Source organism: Rhodoferax sp. LS1P39 (genome assembly GCF_056521425.1).
Genome location: NZ_JBWMAV010000002.1, coordinates 720,717 through 741,906, shown reverse-complemented (window position 1 = coordinate 741,906; position 21,190 = coordinate 720,717). Strand labels below are relative to the sequence as shown.

Below are 21,190 nucleotides of genomic sequence, written 5' to 3'. Positions count from 1 at the left end.
CTTCTACAACAGCGTGCGGCTGCACTCCAAACTGGGCAACTTGCCACCCAATGCTTTCGAGCAGCAATCGGCAATCAAACAACCTATCGCGGTGTCCGAAAAAACTTGACCAGCACAAACCACCTAGACGACCTGGACGGCGGCAATGGGTGGACCGTGCAGTACATCCCCACAGGAACTACGGGGGTCTACACGGTGACCGCATGGAGTGGCATGGCTAACAAGGTTCTAGGGACGATGAGCGTCCAAGACCTGTTGCAGAAGGCGGCGGAGGCCAAGCACATCAACGAGGCGGAGCGCGCGGAACTTGGCCGCTACTTCACGCCGGGGCCTGCTGGTGGCCTGCGTGGGGGCACCTACCGCGCAGACCCAGGAAAGCCCCTGTCCCCCGAACTGTTCGCCAAGGCACAGGCTCTGCGGCTTATCTCCACCAGTCAAACGGTGGCGTATCAAGGGGCTATGCGTGAGGCTTACATGGCCCGCCTCAAGGGCGTTCCTATGCTTGCAATGGGAAACCCTGCCGCAGGCCTTGCACAGCCCCCAGCAAGAGGCACCGCCATTGTGAGCAACCAGCAGACGGCAGACGCAGCAATGCGAATGTTGACCAATCCCATGTATGCCGCTGGTACGCAGCACATAGCCCTCGCAGCATCCAGCATTACCGCAGGGGAAGGCGTGGCACTGCGGGCCTACGATGACCCGGCAAGGGGTGCAGGCAAGAACATCGGCACGGGGTACAACCTCAAGGCCAATGCTGCCCACGTGGACGCAGACCTTCGCGCTGCTGGCGTTACCGACCCCCTGGTAATGCTGGCGGTGAAGACTGGCACGGCAGAGCTGACCCCACAGCAAAGCGACCGTCTATTGCTTGCGGCCTTGCCCCGGTATGAAAAGCTGGTCAAGGAGGTGGCGGAGTCATCGGCCCCCGGCCTTTGGGAACGCATGCAGCCACAGCAAAGGGCGGTGATGCTTGACATTGCATGGCAGACGGGCAACCCTGCCCAGTTCCGCAAGGCGTGGGCCTCACTGGCTGCTAACGATGCCCCAGGGTTTGCAGCAGAAACCCAGGTGTTCTACACCAACAAGGCCGGGGAACGCGTAGAGGACACCCGAAGGGGTGGGCTGCGTGCATCTATGTTGGCAGGCCCTGACCGATGGACCGCCACCGTCCAGAAGATGGGCAGCTACCCCAGCACACGCCTCGAAGCCTTGAGCACACCAGCTAAAGGTGTAGCGGCAAAGGCCAAGTAGGCCACCCGATAGGCCCCCGCGAAGTGCTCACAAGGCGTTATGCGGGGGCCTTTTTATTCGCTGCATTTGATGACATCGCCCACCGACTGAACGACTTACAGGGCACCTAGGCGGCCCCCAGAGGAGAGCCAGAAACCTAAACCCTGCCCTTTGCCCCAAGAGCAAAACCAACACCCACATACATGACCCATCCCACACAATCACCCCGAAGCGCTACACCCAGGCAGGACGCGCTCACCTTAAAGCTGACCTCCTACACCTCTACCCGCTGCTGCTCAGTGTCCGGGCACGGCAACCTACGCAGGCCAAAGGATGACAAGTGCATCCAGTGCCTGGAACTGGTGGACATCAAGGCCCAGGCCAAGGAGGCGGCATTCATTGAACAGCTACGCCTATCCGCCTTGAAGTGGGCACGGGCCGAGGTCAAGCGCGAAGCAGCCCGCAAGGTGAAGGAGGAGGCCGCAGCCAAACTGAAGGCTGAAAAGCTAGCCATTCGGGTGCAGGCCCAGGCGGACCGCGACAAGGCCAAGCGGGCGAGACTGAAGGCACAGCGTGCAGCAGAGCGAAGCGCCGAACAGGCCCACCAGGAGGCCGCACAGGGCACCAGCGGAGCACAGGCGGCGACCCCATTGGGGCAATCAATGGAGCCCGTAACGGCACCGCTGGGGGCCTCTGTGAGTGGACCGGCTGGGTGCCCTTGGGATTGACCTTGCGGGGGCTTACGGTGCTCCTTTTCGGGTGTACAGTGATGTCCTGTGTGCGACGTTTTACTGTGACTTGTAGCAAGTTAATAAAATCTCTAAGTCGTTGATTTATATAGACTAAATGGGTGATTATCGTGGGTTCGAATCCCACCTCTTCCTCCATTTAAGTTGTTGATTCATAAAGAAAATCAGCAATTTCAAAGGCTTACAGCGGCTTTTGTGACTGGTGAGCGTGGCATTGTGGTAATTCCTAACCATGAGTCACCGATGGCAAAGCCCCTTGGACTTGCCGAACGTAACGGCGTGCACCAGTTCCGCGTGTATGTCCCCCATGACCTTCTCTCCGCCTACGGTGGCCGGATTGACTTCCGAATCAGTTTAGGCCGCGTGAGCTATGCCCAGGCCAAGAGTGCAGCGCACCGCCTGCGGGCCGATAAAGAAGCTGAGTTCGAGGCCAAGCGTACAGCCCTCAAGGCAGCGGCAGCGGCACCACCCCCCATATCCAGGGTCTCCCCATAGCTAGCCGCAGCCATTGCGCGGGGGGGCTATGCCGCAGACCTCGCTCAGGATGAGGCGGGCAGGGATAGTGAAGCGGGGAGGACTGCATTGGTGGAGTTGGCCGCACTCACCAACCCCAGCAAGAACTGTCGCTTGAGCGGGAATGACTCAATTACACCCCCGCCACCCGGACATTTCATCCGGGGTCAGGCAGGTCACAGGCTAAAGACTCGTAATAGTGTCGTATTCGCTTTCGTCAGATAGCATTTCATACTTCCACGCCAAGTGTTCGCAAAGCCCCGCAAGGCCGGGAAATAGGGCTGCACGGGAAATGCCACAACGGGCCAAATCCTCCCTGATTGCCGGAAAATAAGAGGGCTGTACGGTGTACTTGTGTAATCTATGCTTTTGTGCTTTCAGCTTTTCAAAGCTACTGAACTTTTTGGTTTTTTGTGAGAGCGTATGCACTGAAAACCATCCCGCCTGGGCCACGATGCGCGAGTCGTGATGTCGGGGCCGGAAAATCAATGTTCGGGGTAAAGCTAGCGGATCATCCTGTGGGTCTGCATAGTCAGCATCTACCGTCCTCAATGCCCATACGATGGCGCTCCTACCATTTTCCGGTGGACGTTCGACTGCAAACCAAAGTGCTACCAAAGGATTAGAGGTCCAATCTAGCAGTCTTGTTGGAAGTCCATGATGCTGCGCCAGTGCCAGTAAATCCCAATTTCCCTGCACTGCCCTGTTCCCAACGTGAGGCACAGCCAACCGCTCGAAGTCGGCCAGCATATTTTTCTCCGTTTTGAGAAGCGAACTCGCATATTTGCTTCTAAGTTTCAGCCGACCGAGGCGCGGGGTAAGTTGCCATGCTTCGTTACCCTGTCCCCTAAAGAGCACCGCGTCATCGCCTACAAACTCCGCTCCGACTTCCTCAATCAGATCCCCTACAGAGCCAATTGAAGACTCAGAGATATTGCTTGTTGTTTCCATGCAGTCTTTATAAGGTTATGTCTCCCCAGTCTATCTGCTGTACAAATGTGGTCTTCGTCAATACTGGTGTCGCCATAAGGACAACCGCTGCAATCGTGCCCCTCCCTACAGTGCGACGTGCAGCGTAGCATTTAGACCTTTCGCTAGAGACCCTAATAAGAGACCCTAATAAGAGACCGTGCGCAAGGCCTGGGGGGATATTTTGCCGGTGTACAGTGTCGGCTTGTGTGCGACGTTTAACTGTGACTGGTAGCGAGTTTGATTAATTGCTAAGCTGTTGATTTATATGGACTAAATAGTCTATTTGCGTGGGTTTAAATCCCACCTCTTCCTCCAAGTATTTTCAAAAAAGCGCCTGCCCAGGCGCTTTTTTCGTTTCTGCCTTGCGCTGGCTGGCCACCGTGATGGCGAGTGCGGTGGCGATCAGCAATGCCGCCACCGCAAAGGTCGCCTGCAGGCCCGTTGCCACTGCCTCGGGGCGGGCTGTGGTGATATCGGTCGTGCCTGCTGCGAATGCGAACACCGCACCCATGGCCGAGGCACCGGTGACCAACCCCAGGTTGCGCGACAGGCTGAGCAGGCCGGAGACCACGCCGCGCTGGTCGGCGGGTACGTCCAGCATCACGGCGGTGTTGTTGGCCGCCTGGAACAGCTGGTAGCCCGGGGTCAGGATGGCGATGGACGCGATGTATCCGGCCACGCCGAACAGGATGGGCAGCACCGCCAGCGCTACTGCGCCTGTCGCCATGGCCACCAGCCCGACCACCACCGTCGAGGCCGCGCCCCAGCGGTCCACCACCCGGCCTGCCAGCACGCCGCCCACGATGGAAATGGCCGGGCCGATGGCCATCACCACCCCGACCCTCGCAGCGCTCAGGCCCAGCGATTGCGACAGGTAAAACGGCCCTACCACAAAGGTCGCCATGATCACCGTGGCCACCAGTACGTTGGTGGCCAGGCTGGCGCCCAGCGCCGGGTCGCGGAAGGCCGCCAACTGCACCAACGGCGATGCCACACGGCTCTGGCTGAACACGAACAGGCCGGTGCCAACGGCCGCCGCCAGCAGCAGCACCCCATTCAGCGCGCCGAAGTGGCCACGCCCCAGCGTCATGGCCAGCGCATAGGCCGCCAGGCTCAGCGCCAACAGCAGGGTGCCGATGGCATCGAAGCGGGCTGTGCTGCGATTGTGGCGATCGGCGGGCAAATGGCGCTGCGCCAGCACAAAGGCCGCGATGCCCAGCGGCAGATTGATCAGAAAGATGCTTCGCCAGCCGAAACTGCCCACCAGCACGCCGCCCAGCGAGGGGCCAAGCACGGTGCCCACGGCCGACATGGTGCCAAGCAGGCCCATGACGCTGCCGGTCTGGGCCTTGGGCACGGTCTCGGCCACAAAGGCGATGGTCAGCGCCATCATGGTGGCCGCGCCCAGGCCCTGGGCGGTGCGGGCTGCGAGCAGCCACCCCAGCGTGGGTGCGGCAGCGCACAGCACCGAGGCGGCGGTGAATAGCACGATGCCGCCCAGCAACAGCCGCCTGCGGCCCAGGATGTCGCCCAGCCGTCCCACGCTGACTATCAGCGTGGTGATGGCCAGCAGGTAGGCCAGTACCACCCACTGGACCTGCTGGAACGAGGCGTTGAAGGCCTGGGCCAGGGTGGGCAGGGACACGTTGGCGATGCTGGTGCCCAGCGAGGACAGCAGCATCGATAGCGACAGGCTGGCCAGTGCCCAGGGAGTTTGGCGGGTTTTGAACATGTATGCGTCTTTCTGTGGAGCTAGTCGCTAGCGTAGGTCTTTACCCGACATGGCGGAAGGCGCAGCGTTTGCACTGTATCCGTGCACCAAACGCCATCTCAGGCCCAAACTGCGCTATCGTGGACGCATGGCAACCCCCGATTTCAACCTGCTGGTCACCCTGGACGTGCTGCTGGCCGAAGGCAGCGTGGCCCGCGCTGCGCGCCGCCTGCGGCTGAGCCCCTCGGCCATGAGCCGGGCGCTGGCGCGGCTGCGCGAGACCACCGGCGACCCGCTGCTGGTGCGGGCCGGTCGCGGCCTGGTGCCCACGCCGCGTGCGGTCGAACTGCGCGAACAGGTGCGCCAGTTGGTGCAGGACGCAGAAGCGGTGCTGCGCCCCACTGAGGCGCTGCAGCCCGCGCAACTGGTGCGCACGTTCACGCTGCGCACCAGCGAGGGCTTTGTGGAATGCTTCGGCCCCGGCCTGATCGCCCGCGTGGCCGCAGAGGCCCCCGGCGTACGGCTGTGCTTTGTGCAAAAGCCCGACAAGGACAGCGCGCCCCTGCGCGAGGGCGCGGTCGATCTGGAAATTGGTGTGGTGGGCAGCACGGCTGCGCCCGAGTTGCGCACCCAGGCCTTGTTCCGCGACCGCTTCATCGGCGTGGTGCGCGCGGGCCACGCTTTGAGCCAGGGCGCGATCACCCCCGCCCGTTATGCCGCCGGGCAGCACATCAGCGTGTCGCGCCGCGGGCTGTTCAAGGGGGCGATTGACGAGGCTTTGGAGCCGCTGGGCTTGCAGCGCGACATCGCCACCATCGTCGGCGGTTTCTCGACCGCCCTGGCGCTGGCCCGGGCCAGCGATCTGGTGGCCAGCGTGCCTGGGCGGCACACCGGTGTGCTGCGTGCGGGCATGCACAGTTTTGACCTGCCGGTGGACACGCCCATCTTCACCGTGTCCATGCTCTGGCACCCCCGGCTGGATGGTGATCCGGCACAGCGCTGGCTGCGCACCTGCGTGCGCGAGGTGTGCACGGCGTTGGACTGAAAAATGCTTGCAGGCTACCGTGACTGTGAACCATGGATTACAATTTACCCATGAAATCCATCCAGCAAACCGATGCATACGCCCGCTGGTTTGAGGATTTGCGGGACCGGCAGGCCAAGGCGATCATCAGTGCCCGGTTGCGGCGGGTTGAGCTGGGAAGTTTGGGTGACTGTGCACCGGTGGGTGGCGGCGTGTCAGAGCTGCGCATCCACTTTGGCCCCGGCTATCGGATCTACTTTTCCCAGGTGGGCCTGGAGTTGGTGCTGCTGCTGGCAGGTGGCGACAAGCGCACCCAAAGCACCGACATCCAGACAGCGATCGATTTGGCAAGACAACTAAAGGGGTAACACATGGCAATCCAGCTGCGCAAATGGGATGTGGTCGAAAGTCTGGCCACGGAAGAAGATATGGCGATGTACTTTCAGGCCTGCATAGACGAAGACCCGGGCGATGGCAGCCTGGTGCGTGCTGCCTTGGGCGACATTGCGCGGGCACGTGGCATGACCCAGTTGGCGCGTGATACCGGCTTGACGCGAGAAGGCCTGTACAAGGCGCTCTCCAGCGATGGAAACCCCAGTTTTGACACCATCATGAAGGTCATCAAAGGGCTGGGGTTGACGTTGAATGGCCGTGCGGTGGTGCATGCGCCGTAATGGGCAGAAACAAAGTCTGCATCGCCCTTATTGGGCCGGGCAAAAAGGCCTAAAAATCCTATATCGTCGGGTGAATCAACCATGCTTCGCCACCCATAGGAATCCATCCATGCCACTCGTCGTTTTCAACCAGAAGGGTGGGGTGGGCAAGTCCACCATCACCTGCAATTTGGCCGCCATCAGTGCCAGCCAGGGGCTGCGCACGCTGGTGATCGATCTGGACCCGCAGGGCAACTCCAGCAGCTATCTATTGGGCGCGCAGGCCAAGGACGACCAGCCCACGGTGGCCGGGTTTTTTGAGCACTGCCTGAGCTACAGCCTGCGCACCGTGCTGCCCACCGACTTCATCGTTACCACGCCGCACGAAAACCTGCACCTGATGCCGTCCAGCCCGCTGCTGGGCGAGCTGGAGAGCAAGCTGGAGTCGCGCCACAAGCTGTACAAGCTGCGCGAGGCGCTGCAACTGCTGGCGGCGGGCTACGACCGCATCTACATCGACACCCCGCCCGCGCTGAACTTCTACACCCGCTCGGCGCTGATCGGCGCGCGGGCCTGCCTGATCCCGTTCGACTGCGACGAGTTTGCCCGCAAGGCGCTGTACACCCTGCTGGACAACGTGGCCGAGATCCGCGCCGACCACAACCCCGGCCTGGTGGTGGACGGCATTGTGGTCAACCAGTTCCAGCCGCGCGCCAACCTGCCGCAGCGCATGGTGAATGAGCTGGTGGCCGAGGGCTTGCCGGTGCTGCAGCCGTATTTGGCGTCGTCGGTAAAGATCCGCGAATCGCACGAGCAGTCTTTGCCCATGGTTTACCTGGACCCGCAGCACAAGCTCACGCAGGCCTTTGTGGCGCTGCACGCGGTGGTGCAAGGCCTGCGGGCTGCGTAAATCTATTTGCTGCTTATTTGATAGCTGCTAGCGCTTATAAATAAAGCGCTAGCAGCCTTTTTCCATTCATATTCCGACCGCGATGTATCAATCTGTGCTTGACGGCCCCGGGCCGCACAAGGCATAGTCCATAGCAAAATAATTCCTATTTTGTTATTACTGATACCACTATTGCAATGTCGAAAAGCGAACTGAATCTGAACTCCACCTACCCCAGCCTGCGCGAGCAGGCTGTTTTTATTACCGGCGGTGGCAGCGGCATTGGGGCGGCCATGGTGTCGGCGTTTGTGCAGCAGGGCGCGCGCGTGGCCTTTGTGGACGTGGCCGAGTCCGCCAGCCAGGCGCTGGCACAGGAACTGGTAGCTGCCGGTTACCCCGCGCCCTGGTGGCGCAAGTGCGATGTGCGCGACATTGCGGCGCTGCAAACCGCTATGGCCGACGCGGCCAGCGCCCTGGGCGATTTTGCGGTGCTGGTGAACAACGTGGCCAGCGACGACCGGCACACGCTGGAGTCGGTCACGCCCGAGTACTACGACCAGCGCATGGCCATCAACGAGCGGCCCGCTTTTTTTGCCATCCAGGCGGTGGTACCGGGCATGCAGCGCCGGGGTGGCGGCTCCATCGTCAACCTGGGCTCCACCGGTTGGCAGACCAAGGGCACGGGCTACCCCTGCTACGCGATTGCCAAGTCGTCGGTGAACGGGCTGACGCGCGGGCTGGCCAAGAGCCTGGGCGCGGACCGTATCCGCATCAACACTGTGTCGCCCGGCTGGGTGATGACCGAGCGGCAGGTAGAACTGTGGCTGAACACCGAGAGCGAGGCCGAACTGCAGCGCACCCAGTGCCTGCCCGACAAGCTGAGCGGCCACGACATCGCCCGCATGGTGCTGTTTCTGGCCTCGGACGACGGCGCGATGTGCACCGCGCAGGAGTTCAAGGTGGATGCAGGCTGGGCCTGACAAAGAACTGTAAGGCCATGCTACATTTTTTGATGTAGTTTTTGATAGCTGCTTGCGCTCAATCCATAAGCGCAAGCGGCTGATTTTGTGCCTGAAAAATGGCCTTAAATTGCGGAATCAGGCTTCGCTGGCTTCCAGCGTGCAGCCGTAGAGCTCCTGGCTGGTAGCTTTGAGGGCGGTCAGCATCACCTTGGCGGCGGGCGAGGGCAGGCGGTCGGTGCGGGTGATGATGCCGAACGCGTCCATATGGCAGGGCATGTCCAGCGGCACAATGGCCACCAGGCCGTGGGCGGCGTAGTAGCGGGCCACATCGGCGGCAATCACCGCCAGCATGTCGCTTTGCTGCAGCATGCGGGTGATGAACAGTAGTGCAGACGACTCGATCACATTGGTCGGCGGTGCCAGGCCCACCTCCTGGAACATCAGGTCAAACCGGTGCCGCAGCACGCTGCCCGCGGGCGGCACGATCCAGCCCGCACCCACCACATCGCGCAGTGCCAGCCCCTGCATGCCCACCAGCGGATGGCCGGGGCGGGCGATGGCGCATACCGGTTCCTCGATCAGCGGCTCGTAGCGCAGATTGGTTTTGTCCTGCTCGGCAAACAGGCGGGCCACCACCAGGTCGAGCTTGCCCTGCTGCAGCCGCTCGATCAGCACCGGGCTGTTTTCGATCTCCAGGCCGACGCGCAGCGTGGGCTGCTCCCGCTTGACCATGGCCACGGCGCTGGGCAGCAGCGTCAGGCCCGGCGAGGTGATGGCACCCACGCTGACCTGGCCAAAACGCCCGGCCTTCAGGGCGATGAGTTCTTCGTGCGCCTGGTTCAGGCTGGCCAGCGCCACCCGGGCGTGGCGGATCATGGTCTCGCCGTACCAGGTGGGGCGCATGCCGCGCGGCAGCCGGTCGAACAGCGGCACCTCCAGCACGTCCTCCAGGTCCTTGAGCAGCTTGGACGCGGCGGGCTGGGTCATGTTGAGCACCTGCGAGGCGCGGTGGATGTTGCCCTCGTCGTCCAGCGCCACCAGCAACAGCAGTTGCCGGGTCTTGAGTCGGGCGCGGATAAACCAGGGGGAACTTGAGGCCATGGGGTTTTCCAGAATGTGAATATTGATATGTATTTTGGCTAAAAAACCATTGGATTGATAGCAATTTTGTTCTTAGACTCACCGGGTATTTGTAATTAAGCATTCATCTAATTGGCCAAAGAAGCTAAAACCGGGTTCTAACCCCGTCCATTGGGACGGTGGACAGGGCAAATAACTAAACCACCAGGAGACAACATGCGCATCCATCGCCGTACCCTCGCCATCGCACTGGCCGCCGCACCATTGGCGGCCCTGCTGCCGGGCACCGTGTTCGCACAGAAGAAGATCGTGCTCGGTTTCAGCCAGGTCGGGGCCGAGAGCGAGTGGCGCACCGCCAATAGCGAGTCCATCAAGGCCTCGGCCAAAGAGGCCGGTATCGAGCTGAAGTTCTCGGATGCGCAGCAAAAGCAGGAGAACCAGATCAAGGCCATCCGCTCTTTCATCGCGCAAAAAGTAGACGTGATCGCGTTCTCGCCCGTGGTCGAGTCCGGCTGGGAAACCGTGCTGCGCGAAGCCAAGGCCGCCAAGATCCCGGTGGTGCTGACCGACCGCTCGGTCAACGTGAAGGACGACTCGCTGTATGTGTCGTTCATGGGCTCGGACTTCACCGAAGAAGGCCGCAAGGCAGGCCGCTGGCTGGTGGATGCCATGAAGGGCAGTACCGGCGATGTGAACATTGTCGAGCTGCAAGGCACGGTGGGCTCGGCCCCGGCCATCGACCGCAAGAAGGGCTTTGAAGAAATCATCAAGGCCGACCCCAAGTTCAAGATCATCCGCTCGCAAACCGGCGACTTCACCCGCGCCAAGGGCAAGGAAGTCATGGAGGCTTTCCTCAAGGCCGAGGGCAAGAAGATCAATGTGCTGTACGCGCATAACGACGACATGGCCATCGGTGCCATCCAGGCCATCGAAGAAGCCGGTATGAAGCCCGCCAAGGACATCACCATCATCTCCATCGATGCCGTCAAGGGCGCGTTCGAGGCCATGATTGCCGGCAAGCTGAATGTGTCGGTGGAATGCAGCCCGCTGCTGGGCCCGCAACTGATGTCGGCCGTGAAGGATTTGAAGGCGGGCAAAACGCTGCAAAAGCGCATCGTCACCGAAGAAGGCATCTTCCCAATGGAAGTGGCGGCCAAAGAATTCCCCAAGCGTAAATACTGATCCTTGCCCCCCATGGCGCGTTCGATACTGAACGCGCCTTTTTAAAAACTCTGGAGACAATTCCAATGAAACGTACGTTACTCAAATCTGTGTTGGCCAGCCTAGCCTTGGCGGCACTCGGTGTTGCACCGGTGGCCAACGCCCAAGACAAGGGCACCATCGGCATCTCCATGCCGACCAAGTCCTCGGCCCGCTGGATTGCCGACGGCGACAACATGGTCAAAGTGTTGAAAGAGCGCGGCTACAAGACCGATTTGCAGTACGCCGACGACGACATCCCGAACCAGCTCGCCCAGATCGAGAACATGGTCACCAAGGGTGTGAAGGTTTTGGTGATTGCCTCCATCGACGGCACCACGCTGTCCAAAGTGCTGCAAAACGCGGCCGACAAGGGTGTCAAGGTCATCGCCTATGACCGCCTGATCAAGGGCTCGAAGAACGTGGACTACTACGCCACGTTCGACAACTTCCAGGTCGGTGTGCTGCAAGCGGGCACCATCGTGGACAAGCTGGGCCTGAAGCAAGGCAAGGGCCCGTTCAACATCGAACTGTTTGGCGGCTCGCCCGATGACAACAACGCCTTCTTCTTCTATGACGGCGCGATGAGCGTGTTCAAGCCTTACATCGACAGCGGCAAGCTGGTGGTGCGCAGCAAGCAAACCGGTATGGAAAAGGTCGGTACCCTGCGCTGGGACGGCGCGGTGGCCCAGGCCCGCATGGACAACCTGCTGTCGGCCTTCTACACCAAGGACAAGGTCGATGCCGTGCTGTCCCCGTACGACGGTATCTCCATCGGCATTTTGTCCTCGCTCAAGGGCGTGGGCTATTGCACCAAGACCCAGGCCTGCCCTGTGGTGAGCGGCCAGGATGCGGAAGTGCCTTCGGTCAAGTCCATTCTGCGCGGCGAACAGTATTCGACCATCTTCAAGGACACGCGTGAGCTGGCCAAGGTCACCGCCAACATGGTGGACGCAGAACTGTCCGGCAAGAAGCCCGAACTCAACGACACCAAGACCTACAACAACGGCATCAAGGTGGTGCCTGCCTATCTGCTCAAGCCCGTGGCGGTGGATGCCAGCAACTGGAACCCGATCCTGATCGGCAGCGGCTACTACAAAGAGTCGCAAATCAAGTAAAGGCAACCGCCCCAGGCCGAAAGCCTGGGGTGTTGCCAGTGCGCTTGAAAAGGCCCTGCATTGCGAGGTGTAGGGCCTTTTTTTCGGTGTTTCATAACTATAAAAAAGGTGCCGACGTTGCAAACGATCCTAGAGATGCACGACATCCGCAAGACATTCCCCGGAGTGGTTGCGCTGAACAAAGTGAACCTGCGCGTCAGCGCGGGTGAAATACATGCCCTGGTCGGCGAGAACGGCGCGGGCAAATCGACCTTGATGAAGGTGCTGTCGGGCGTGTACCCGCATGGCGAATACACCGGCGAAATCCGCTACAAGGGCCAGGAGCAGCGCTTCAAGGGCATCCACGACAGCGAGCAGCAGGGCATCATCATCATCCACCAAGAGCTGGCCCTGGTGCCGCTGCTGTCGATTGCCGAAAACATCTTTTTGGGCAACGAGACCGCGCACAACGGCGTGATCGACTGGATGGCCGCGCACAGCCAGACCCAGGCGCTGCTCAAAAAAGTAGGCCTCAAGGAATCGCCCGACGCGCTGATCACCAACATCGGCGTGGGCAAGCAGCAACTGGTGGAAATTGCCAAGGCGCTGTCCAAAAAAGTCAAACTGCTGATCCTGGACGAGCCCACCGCCAGCCTGAACGAAACCGATAGCGATGCGCTCCTGATGCTGCTGCTGGAGCTCAAAGCCCAGGGCATTGCCTGCATCTTGATTTCGCACAAGCTCAACGAAATTTCCAAGGTGGCCGACTCCATCACCATCCTGCGTGACGGCACCACCGTGGAAACATTGGACTGCCGCGCCGAGTCCATCAGCGAAGACCGCGTGATCCGCGGCATGGTGGGCCGCGAGATGGCCGACCGCTACCCCAAGCGCACACCTAAGATTGGCGAAACCGTGTTCGAGCTGCGCGACTGGCGCGCCTACCACCCGCAGCACGCCGACCGCGAAATGGTCAAGGGCATCAACCTCACCGTCAAGCGTGGCGAGATCGTCGGCATTGCCGGGCTGATGGGCGCGGGCCGCACCGAGCTGGCCATGAGCGTGTTTGGCCGCTCCTGGGGCCAGCGTATCAGCGGCAAGGCGCTGCTGCACGGCAAGGAAATCGATGTCTCCACCGTGCAAAAAGCCGTGGCCCACGGCCTGGCCTATGTGACCGAAGACCGCAAGGGAAACGGCCTGGTGTTGAACGAAGACATCCAGTGGAACACCTCGCTGGCGAACCTGCCCGGCGTGTCCAAAAACGGCGTGATCGACGATGGCCGCGAGTATGCCGTGGCCCAGGGCTACCGCGAGAAGATGCGCACCCGCTGCTCGGGCGTGGACCAGAAAGTGGTCAACCTGTCGGGCGGCAACCAGCAGAAAGTGGTGCTCAGCAAATGGCTGTTCACCAACCCCGAGCTGCTGATCCTGGACGAACCTACCCGCGGTATCGACGTGGGGGCCAAGTTCGAGATCTACACCCTGATTGCGCAGCTCGCCACCGAAGGCAAATGCGTGATCGTGATCTCCAGCGAGATGCCCGAGCTGCTGGGCTTGTCGGACCGTATCTACGTGATGAACGAAGGGCGCTTTGTGGCCGAGATGCCCACGGCCGAGGCCAGCCAGGAAAAGATCATGCGCGCCATCGTCAGCGCCAATTAAATAAAAACCAGAGCATTCAGACCATGGAAAACACCACCACCACCCCTGCCGCACCCGCCGCGCCTTCGGGCCTGAGCTTCTTCAAAAACAACCTGCGCGAATACGGCATGCTGCTGTCGCTGGTGGCCATCATGGGCTTCTTCCAGTTCATGACCGACGGCACGCTGATGCAGCCGCTGAACCTGACCAACCTGGTGCTGCAAAACAGCTACATCGTCATCATGGCGCTGGGCATGTTGCTGGTGATTGTGGCGGGGCACATCGACCTGTCGGTGGGCTCTATCGTCGGCTTTGTCGGCGCGGTGGCCGCCGTGCTGATGGTCACCTACGAGTGGCATTACGTGCCCACCACCATCGTCTGCCTGCTGGTGGGTGGCCTGATTGGTGCGGCGCAGGGCTATTTTGTGGCCTTCTTTCGCATCCCTTCGTTCATCGTCACCTTGGCGGGCATGCTGGTGTTTCGCGGGCTGGCGCTGGCCTTGCTGGCGGGGCAGTCCATCGGCCCGTTTCCGGACGAGTTCCAGTTGCTGAGCTCGGGCTTTATCCCCGATTTTTTCAATAGCGAAACTCTGCGCACCACCTCGTTGCTGCTGGGCGCTGCCGTGGCATTTGCCCTGGTGGTGGCCGGCATGCGCACGCGCAGCAACCAGCAGCAGCACGGCATTGCGGGCGAGCCCGCAGCGTTCTTCTGGGGCAAGATGGCCATTTTTACCGCCATTCTGGTCACCTTCAGCTACCTGCTGGCGTCCTACAAGGGCCTGCCCAATGTGCTGATCGTCATGGCGCTGCTGATTGCGGTGTTTGACTTTGTGACCAGCCGCACCACCATTGGCCGCCGCGTCTACGCCCTGGGCGGCAACGAGAAGGCCGCCAAACTGTCGGGCATCAAGACCGAGCGCCTGGCCTTCTACACCTTCATCAACATGGGCGTGCTGGCTGCGTTGGCCGGGCTGGTGTTTGCCGCACGGCTCAACACCGCCACGCCCAAGGGCGGCCTGGGTTTTGAGCTGGACGTGATTGCCGCCTGCTTCATCGGCGGGGCCTCGGCCTCGGGCGGTGTGGGCAAGGTGATGGGCGCGGTGATTGGCGCGTTCATCATGGGCGTGATGAACAACGGCATGTCCATCATGGGCATCGGCATCGACTACCAGCAGATCATCAAGGGCCTGGTGCTGCTGGCCGCCGTGTTTGTCGACGTGTACAACAAGAACAAGGGATGAGCATCGCTGGCGCACTGCCCGTGCTGGAGCTCACGGGTATCGACAAAGAGTTTGCCGGTAACCCTGTGCTCCGTAGCGTGCAACTGCGCCTGTACCCTGGCGAGATCCACGCCCTGATGGGGCAGAACGGCGCGGGCAAGTCCACGCTGATCAAGGTGCTCACCGGCGTGCTGGAGTCCAGCGGCGGGCAGATGCTGTTGATGGGCCAGCCCATCCGGCCCGATTCGCCCCTGGCAGCCCAAAGGCTGGGCATCAGCACCGTCTACCAGGAGGTGAACCTCTGCCCCAACCTGTCGGTGGCCGAGAACGTGTTTGCCGGGCGCTACCCGCGCCTGGGCTGGACGCAGGGTTACCGTATCGACTGGGCCACGGTGCACCGCCGCAGCCGCGAACTGCTGGAGCGCATCGGGCTGGACATTGACGTGACGCAACTGCTCTCCACCTACCCGGTGGCGGTGCAACAGCTGGTGGCCATCGCCCGGGCGCTGGGTGTGGAATCCAAGGTGCTGATCCTGGACGAACCCACTTCCAGTCTGGACGAAGACGAAGTGCAGAAGCTGTTCGAAGTGCTGCGCCGCCTGCGCGGCGAGGGCCTGGCGATTGTGTTTGTGTCGCACTTCCTGAACCAGGTTTATGCCATTTCCGACCGTATCACTGTGCTGCGCAACGGGGAGTGGGTGGGCGAATGGATGGCCGATGCCTTGCCGCCCCAGGCCCTGATCTCTGCCATGCTGGGCCGTGAATTTGCGGCGCAAAACGCCCACGCCGGGCAGCAGCGCGATGCCGCCCAGGATGTGGTGCTGTTGCAAACCCAGGGCCTGGGCCAGGCCGGGCGTTTGCAGCCGGTAGATATCAAGCTGCATGCGGGTGAGGTGCTGGGCCTGGCGGGCCTGCTGGGGGCAGGCCGTACCGAGCTGGCGCGGCTGCTGTTTGGCCTGGAGGCCGCCGACAAGGGCAGCCTGCAGATCGACGGCCAGACCGTGCAGCTCGGTAATCCCGCAGACGCGGTGCAGTACGGCATCGCCCTGTGCCCCGAAGAGCGCAAGACCGACGGCATCGTCGCCGAGTTGTCGGTGCGCGAAAACATTGCCTTGGCGCTGCAGGCGCGGCTGGGCGTACGCAAATTCTTGAGCGTTGCCGAGCAGACCACGCTGGCCGAGCATTTCGTCAAAACCTTGGGCATCAAAACCGCCAGCATCGAGACGCCCATCGGCCTGCTGTCGGGCGGCAACCAGCAAAAGGCGGTGATCGCCCGCTGGCTGGCCACCGACCCGCGCCTGTTGATTCTGGACGAACCCACCCGCGGCATCGACGTGGCGGCCAAGCAGGAAATCATGGAAGAAATCCTGCGCCTGGCGCGCGGCGGTATGGCCGTGCTATTCATCTCCAGCGAGATGGGCGAGGTGGTGCGCGTGTCCGACCGTATTGCCGTGCTGCGCGACCGGCGCAAAGTAGGGGAGCTGCCCGGTGGCAGTTCTGAAGACGAAGTTTATGCACTGATTGCCGCCGACCATGTTTAAGACCTTTTTGCGGCACCCGCGCGCGTGGCCCTTGCTGACCCTGCTATTACTTTTGATAGTGAATGTGGTTTTCAACCCCGGCTTTTTGCACATCGAGTGGCGCGACGGCCACCTGTACGGCAGCCTGATCGACATCCTGAACCGGGCCGCGCCGCTGGTGCTGGTGTCGCTGGGCATGACCTTGGTGATCGCCACCCGGGGTATCGACATTTCGGTAGGTGCGGTGGTGGCGATTTCGGCTGCGCTGGCCGCCTGGATGATTGGCGGCGCGCTGGTGGTGCAAGACGGTGTGGCGGTACACGCCAGCCGCTTCCCCATGCCGCTGGCGATTCTGGCCGCCCTGGGTGTGGCGGTGGTGTGCGGCCTGTGGAACGGAGTGCTGGTGGCCCGCATCGGCATGCAGCCCATCATTGCCACGCTGATTCTGATGGTGGCGGGCCGGGGCATTGCCCAGCTCATCACCGGCGGGCAGATCATCACCATCTACTACGCGCCGTTTTTCTTTCTGGGCAGCGGCTATCTGGCGGGCCTGCCGTTCTCGCTGTTCATCGTGGCCCTGGTGTATGGCGTGCTGCACCTGGCCATGACGCGCACGGCCTTGGGCCTGTTCATCCAGGCGGTCGGTATCAACCCGGTGGCGGCGCGCGGTGTGGGTATCCAGGCGCGCAAGCTCACCGTATGGGTGTATGCGTTTTGCGGCTTTTGCGCGGGCGTGGCGGGGCTGCTCATCAGCTCCAACGTGAAGAGTGCCGACGGCAACAACGCCGGGCAACTGCTGGAGCTGGATGCCATTTTGGCCGTCACCCTGGGCGGCACCGCGCTGACCGGTGGGCGCTTTAGTTTGTTTGGCAGCGTGATCGGCGCGCTGATCATCCAGACGCTGACCTACGCCATCTACTCGCTGGGCGTGCCGCCCGAGGTCAACCTGGTGGTGAAGGCCGTGGTGGTGTTTGCGGTGATGCTGCTGCAGTCCGCCGAGTTCCGCGCCACCGTGGGCACCTGGGTGGTCCGCCCCGTGCAAGGCCAGCCATGAAGACACTGAATCCCCAGCACCTGCCCATCGTGGCCACCGTCTCGCTGTTTGCCGCCATGGCCACGCTCGGCTCGGTGTTTTACGACGGTTTCTTCTCGCCGCAGGTGTTTTTGAACCTGCTGATCGACAACGCCTTTTTGGTGATCGTGGCCGTGGGCATGACCTTTGTGGTGCTGTCCGGCGGCATCGATCTGTCGGTGGGCTCGGTGATTGCGTTCACCACCATGGTGTCGGCGTCGCTGGTGGAAAAGCACGGCTGGAGCCCTGCGGTGGTGATTCCGCTGGTGCTGCTGATGGGCACGGCGTTTGGGGCCTTCATGGGGTTTTTGATTGAGCGCTTTCGGCTGCAGCCCTTCATCGTGACGCTGGCGGGCATGTTCCTGGCGCGCGGCCTGTGCTACCTGATCAGCATCGACTCGATCAGCATGACCAACGAGTTTTACTCCGAGGTCTCGCAAATGCGCATCCCGGTGTGGGGCGATGCCTCGCTGTCGATTGGCGCGGTGATTGCGCTCATCGTGCTGGTGGTGGCGGTTTTTGTGGCGCACTGCACACCGTTTGGCCGCACGGTGTACGCCGTGGGCGGCAGCGAACATTCGGCGCTGTTGATGGGTTTGCCGGTGCGCGCCACCGTGATCGGCGTGTACACGCTGTCGGGCTTTTGCTCGGCGCTGGCGGGCGTGGTGTTTACCTTTTACATGCTCTCGGGCTACGGCCTGCATGCCGTGGGCATGGAGCTGGACGCGATTGCCGCGGTGGTCATCGGCGGCACGCTGCTCACCGGCGGCTCGGGCTACATGGTCGGCACCCTGTTTGGCGTGCTGATGCTCGGGATCATCCAGACCCTGATTTCTTTTGACGGCTCTTTGAGTTCCTGGTGGACGCGCATCGTCGTGGGCGCGCTGCTGTTCCTGTTCTGCCTGCTCCAGCGCGTGTTTGCCGCCCATAAATCCCCCCAACCCTGAAATCTCCTATGACTGACACCCCTAAAAAAATGCGCTCCACCGAATGGTTTGGCAGCGCCGACAAAAACGGCTTCATGTACCGCAGCTGGATGAAGAACCAGGGCATCCCCGACCACGAGTTCGATGGCCGCCCCATCGTCGGCATCTGCAACACCTGGAGCGAGCTCACCCCGTGCAACGCCCACTTCCGCAAGATCGCCGAGCACGTGAAGCGCGGCATCTTCGAGGCCGGTGGCTTCCCTGTGGAGTTCCCGGTGTTCAGCAACGGCGAATCCAACCTGCGCCCCACGGCCATGCTGACCCGCAACCTGGCCAGCATGGACGTGGAAGAGGCCATCCGCGGCAACCCCATCGACGCGGTGGTGCTGCTTACCGGCTGCGACAAAACCACGCCCGCGCTGCTGATGGGCGCTGCCAGTTGCGATATTCCCGCCATCGTGGTCACCGGCGGCCCCATGCTCAACGGCAAGCTGGATGGCAAGAACATCGGCTCCGGCACGGCGGTGTGGCAACTGCATGAATCGCTGAAAGCGGGCGAGATCAACGAGCACCAGTTCTTTGCCGCCGAGGCGGGCATGTCGCGCTCTGCCGGCACCTGCAACACCATGGGCACGGCCAGCACCATGGCCTGCATGGCGGAGGCCCTGGGAACGTCGCTGCCGCACAACGCCGCGATTCCGGCGGTGGATGCGCGCCGCTACGTGCTGGCGCACATGTCGGGCATCCGCGCGGTGCAGATGGCCCGTGAGGGCCTCACCCTGTCCAAAATTTTGACCCGCGAAGCGTTTGAAAATGCCATCCGCGTCAACGCAGCCATCGGTGGCTCGACCAACGCCGTGATCCACCTCAAAGCCATTGCCGGCCGCATCGGTGTGCAGCTCGACTTGGAAGACTGGACCCGGGTGGGTAAGGGCACGCCCACCATCGTCGATCTGCAGCCCTCGGGCCGCTTCCTGATGGAAGAGTTTTACTACGCCGGTGGCCTGCCTGCCGTGGTGCGCCGCCTGGGCGAGCACGGCCTGCTGCCGCACCCCGATGCGCTCACGGTCAACGGCAAATCCATGTGGGACAACGTGCGCGAAGCGCCCCAGTACAACGACGAAGTGATTCGCCCGATAGACAACCCGCTGATTGCCGACGGCGGCATCTGCATCCTGCGTGGCAACCTGTCGCCCCGCGGTGCGGTGCTCAAGCCGTCGGCCGCCACGCCCGCGCTGCTCAAGCACCGGGGCCGCGCCGTGGTGTTCGAGAACCTGGAGCACTACAAGGAACGCATCGTCGATGAAGACCTGGACATCGACGCGAGCTGCGTAATGGTCTTGAAGAATTGCGGCCCCAAGGGCTACCCCGGCATGGCCGAGGTGGGCAATATGGGCCTGCCGCCCAAGTTGCTGCGCCAGGGCGTGAAGGACATGGTGCGTATCTCGGATGCCCGCATGAGCGGCACCGCCTACGGTACCGTGGTGCTGCACGTGGCCCCCGAAGCCGCCGCCGGTGGCCCGCTGGCTGCCGTGCGCGATGGCGACTTCATCGAGCTGGACTGCGAACAAGGCCGCCTGCACCTGGACATCAGCGATGCCGAGCTGGCCGAGCGCCTGGCTGCGCTGGCTGGTAACGCACCCAAGCCCCTTTCGGGTGGCTACGCCCGCTTGTACGTGGACCACGTGCTGCAAGCGGATGACGGCTGCGATTTCGACTTCCTGGTCGGCTGCCGCGGTTCTACCGTGCCCCGCCATTCCCATTAATTACCTGTTGAACGCCATGCACAACGCATCCAACCCCCGCTACCGGGGCATCTTCCCGGTCGTCCCCACCACCTTTACGCCCTCGGGCGAACTGGACCTGCCCAGCCAGAAGCGCTGCGTCGATTTCATGATCGATGCGGGCTCCGACGGCCTGTGCATCCTGGCCAACTTCTCCGAGCAGTTCTTGTTGTCGGACGACGAGCGCGAGATCCTGACCAAAACCATCCTGGAACACGTGGCGGGCCGCGTGCCGGTGATCGTCACCACCACCCATTTCGGCACCACGGTCTGTGCCCAACGCAGCCGCCGCGCGCAGGACATGGGTGCGGCCATGGTCATGGTGATGCCGCCCTACCACGGGGCGACCTTCCGCGTGGGTGAGGCGCAAATCTACGAGTTTTACGCCCGGCTGTCGGATGCCATTGACATCCCCATCATGGTCCAGGATGCGCCTGCGGCGGGCACGCCGCTGTCGGTGCCGTTCCTGGCCCGCATGGCGCAAGAGATCGAGCATCTGGCGTATTTCAAGATCGAGACCGCCGGGGCGGCCGCCAAGCTGCGCGAGCTGATCCGCGTGGGCGGCGAGGCCATCGAAGGCCCGTGGGACGGCGAAGAAGCCATCACCCTGATGCCCGACCTGGATGCCGGTGCGACAGGTGCCATGACCGGTGGTGCCTACCCCGATGGCATCCGCCCCATCATCGAAGCCCACCGCGCGGGCGACCGCGACAAAGCCTATGCGCTCTACCAGCAGTGGCTGCCGCTCATCAACTACGAAAACCGCCAGGGCGGCATACTCACCGCCAAGTCGCTGATGGCCGAGGGCGGCATCATCGCCTGCGAAGCCCCGCGCCACCCCTGGCCTGAAATGCACCCTGCGGTGCGTGCCGGTTTGATCGAAACCGCCCGCAGGCTCGATCCGCTGGTGCTGCGCTGGGGGCGCTGATACTATTTTTTGATAGCTT

The 21,190-nt window shown here is 62.2% G+C and carries 20 protein-coding genes; 17 read left to right on the top strand and 3 right to left on the bottom strand.

The features are described 5' to 3' along the window. The first annotated feature begins 213 nt into the window (after positions 1-213). The 3 genes from AC097O_RS06850 to AC097O_RS06840 all read left to right on the top strand — a co-directional run bounded on the left by AC097O_RS06850 (position 214) and on the right by AC097O_RS06840 (position 2,474). The gene (locus tag AC097O_RS06850) at positions 214-1,251 is read left to right on the top strand and encodes a lysozyme family protein (protein ID WP_479592082.1); all 1,038 of its coding nucleotides are present in this window, start codon (positions 214-216) and stop codon (positions 1,249-1,251) included. Between the two features lie 182 nt (positions 1,252-1,433). Next, entirely contained in the window at positions 1,434-1,958 is a 525-nt protein-coding gene (locus AC097O_RS06845) for a hypothetical protein (RefSeq protein WP_479592081.1), read from the top strand. A 264-nt stretch (positions 1,959-2,222) separates the two neighbouring features. Then, complete coding sequence (locus AC097O_RS06840; protein WP_479592098.1) at positions 2,223-2,474, top strand: DUF6538 domain-containing protein; 252 nt, start codon at positions 2,223-2,225, stop codon at positions 2,472-2,474. A 201-nt stretch (positions 2,475-2,675) separates the two neighbouring features. On the opposite strand, the gene AC097O_RS06835 is transcribed toward AC097O_RS06840, so the two are convergent. Together AC097O_RS06835 and AC097O_RS06830 are read right to left on the bottom strand one after the other, a co-directional pair. Then, on the bottom strand, positions 2,676-3,443 hold the full coding sequence (locus AC097O_RS06835; RefSeq protein WP_479592080.1) for an FRG domain-containing protein: 768 nt from the start codon (positions 3,441-3,443) through the stop codon (positions 2,676-2,678). A 343-nt stretch (positions 3,444-3,786) separates the two neighbouring features. Beyond that, positions 3,787-5,196: an MFS transporter gene (locus AC097O_RS06830; protein ID WP_479592079.1), complete on the bottom strand. Its 1,410-nt coding sequence runs from the start codon at positions 5,194-5,196 to the stop codon at positions 3,787-3,789. A gap of 127 nt (positions 5,197-5,323) precedes the next feature. Between AC097O_RS06830 and AC097O_RS06825 the strand changes: the two genes are divergently transcribed. The 5 genes from AC097O_RS06825 to AC097O_RS06805 all read left to right on the top strand — a co-directional run bounded on the left by AC097O_RS06825 (position 5,324) and on the right by AC097O_RS06805 (position 8,721). Beyond that, positions 5,324-6,220, top strand: a complete 897-nt coding sequence (locus tag AC097O_RS06825) for a LysR family transcriptional regulator (RefSeq protein ID WP_479592078.1) — start codon at positions 5,324-5,326, stop codon at positions 6,218-6,220. A 50-nt stretch (positions 6,221-6,270) separates the two neighbouring features. Next, positions 6,271-6,567, top strand: a complete 297-nt coding sequence (locus tag AC097O_RS06820) for a type II toxin-antitoxin system RelE/ParE family toxin (RefSeq protein WP_479592077.1) — start codon at positions 6,271-6,273, stop codon at positions 6,565-6,567. A gap of 3 nt (positions 6,568-6,570) precedes the next feature. Further along, the gene (locus AC097O_RS06815; protein WP_479592076.1) at positions 6,571-6,873 is read left to right on the top strand and encodes an addiction module antidote protein; all 303 of its coding nucleotides are present in this window, start codon (positions 6,571-6,573) and stop codon (positions 6,871-6,873) included. Between the two features lie 109 nt (positions 6,874-6,982). Further along, positions 6,983-7,762: an AAA family ATPase gene (locus tag AC097O_RS06810; RefSeq protein WP_315223999.1), complete on the top strand. Its 780-nt coding sequence runs from the start codon at positions 6,983-6,985 to the stop codon at positions 7,760-7,762. 176 nt (positions 7,763-7,938) lie between these two features. After that, positions 7,939-8,721, top strand: coding sequence for an SDR family NAD(P)-dependent oxidoreductase (locus AC097O_RS06805; RefSeq protein ID WP_479592075.1), 783 nt, complete (start codon positions 7,939-7,941; stop codon positions 8,719-8,721). Positions 8,722-8,838: 117 nt separating this feature from the next. Here the strand turns inward: AC097O_RS06805 and AC097O_RS06800 are convergent, their stop codons facing one another. Beyond that, a complete protein-coding gene (locus tag AC097O_RS06800; RefSeq protein ID WP_479592074.1) occupies positions 8,839-9,804 on the bottom strand; it encodes a LysR family transcriptional regulator in 966 nt (321 codons plus the stop codon). Positions 9,805-9,999: 195 nt separating this feature from the next. Here AC097O_RS06800 and AC097O_RS06795 point away from each other — a divergent pair, with 195 nt between their 5' ends. The 9 genes from AC097O_RS06795 (at position 10,000) to AC097O_RS06755 (ending at position 21,171) form a co-directional block, all read left to right on the top strand. Then, positions 10,000-10,965 (top strand): ABC transporter substrate-binding protein, encoded by a 966-nt coding sequence (locus AC097O_RS06795; protein ID WP_479592073.1) that lies wholly within the window; start codon positions 10,000-10,002, stop codon positions 10,963-10,965. Between the two features lie 65 nt (positions 10,966-11,030). Next, positions 11,031-12,101: a multiple monosaccharide ABC transporter substrate-binding protein gene (gene chvE, locus AC097O_RS06790; protein WP_479592072.1), complete on the top strand. Its 1,071-nt coding sequence runs from the start codon at positions 11,031-11,033 to the stop codon at positions 12,099-12,101. Positions 12,102-12,236: 135 nt separating this feature from the next. Further along, positions 12,237-13,742: a multiple monosaccharide ABC transporter ATP-binding protein gene (gene mmsA, locus AC097O_RS06785; protein ID WP_479592097.1), complete on the top strand. Its 1,506-nt coding sequence runs from the start codon at positions 12,237-12,239 to the stop codon at positions 13,740-13,742. A gap of 23 nt (positions 13,743-13,765) precedes the next feature. Continuing rightward, complete coding sequence (mmsB, locus tag AC097O_RS06780; RefSeq protein WP_479592071.1) at positions 13,766-14,962, top strand: multiple monosaccharide ABC transporter permease; 1,197 nt, start codon at positions 13,766-13,768, stop codon at positions 14,960-14,962. Then, positions 14,959-16,482: a sugar ABC transporter ATP-binding protein gene (locus AC097O_RS06775; protein ID WP_479592070.1), complete on the top strand. Its 1,524-nt coding sequence runs from the start codon at positions 14,959-14,961 to the stop codon at positions 16,480-16,482. The genes mmsB and AC097O_RS06775 overlap by 4 nt, the downstream gene beginning before the upstream one ends. Then, on the top strand, positions 16,475-17,515 hold the full coding sequence (locus tag AC097O_RS06770; RefSeq protein WP_479592069.1) for an ABC transporter permease: 1,041 nt from the start codon (positions 16,475-16,477) through the stop codon (positions 17,513-17,515). Before AC097O_RS06775 ends, AC097O_RS06770 begins: the two co-directional genes overlap by 8 nt. Further along, positions 17,512-18,480: a galactofuranose ABC transporter, permease protein YjfF gene (yjfF, locus tag AC097O_RS06765; protein ID WP_479592068.1), complete on the top strand. Its 969-nt coding sequence runs from the start codon at positions 17,512-17,514 to the stop codon at positions 18,478-18,480. Before AC097O_RS06770 ends, yjfF begins: the two co-directional genes overlap by 4 nt. 8 nt (positions 18,481-18,488) lie before the next feature. Further along, a complete protein-coding gene (locus AC097O_RS06760; protein WP_479592067.1) occupies positions 18,489-20,225 on the top strand; it encodes an IlvD/Edd family dehydratase in 1,737 nt (578 codons plus the stop codon). 16 nt (positions 20,226-20,241) lie between these two features. Continuing rightward, positions 20,242-21,171 (top strand): dihydrodipicolinate synthase family protein, encoded by a 930-nt coding sequence (locus AC097O_RS06755; RefSeq protein ID WP_479592066.1) that lies wholly within the window; start codon positions 20,242-20,244, stop codon positions 21,169-21,171. Positions 21,172-21,190: the final 19 nt, after the last annotated feature.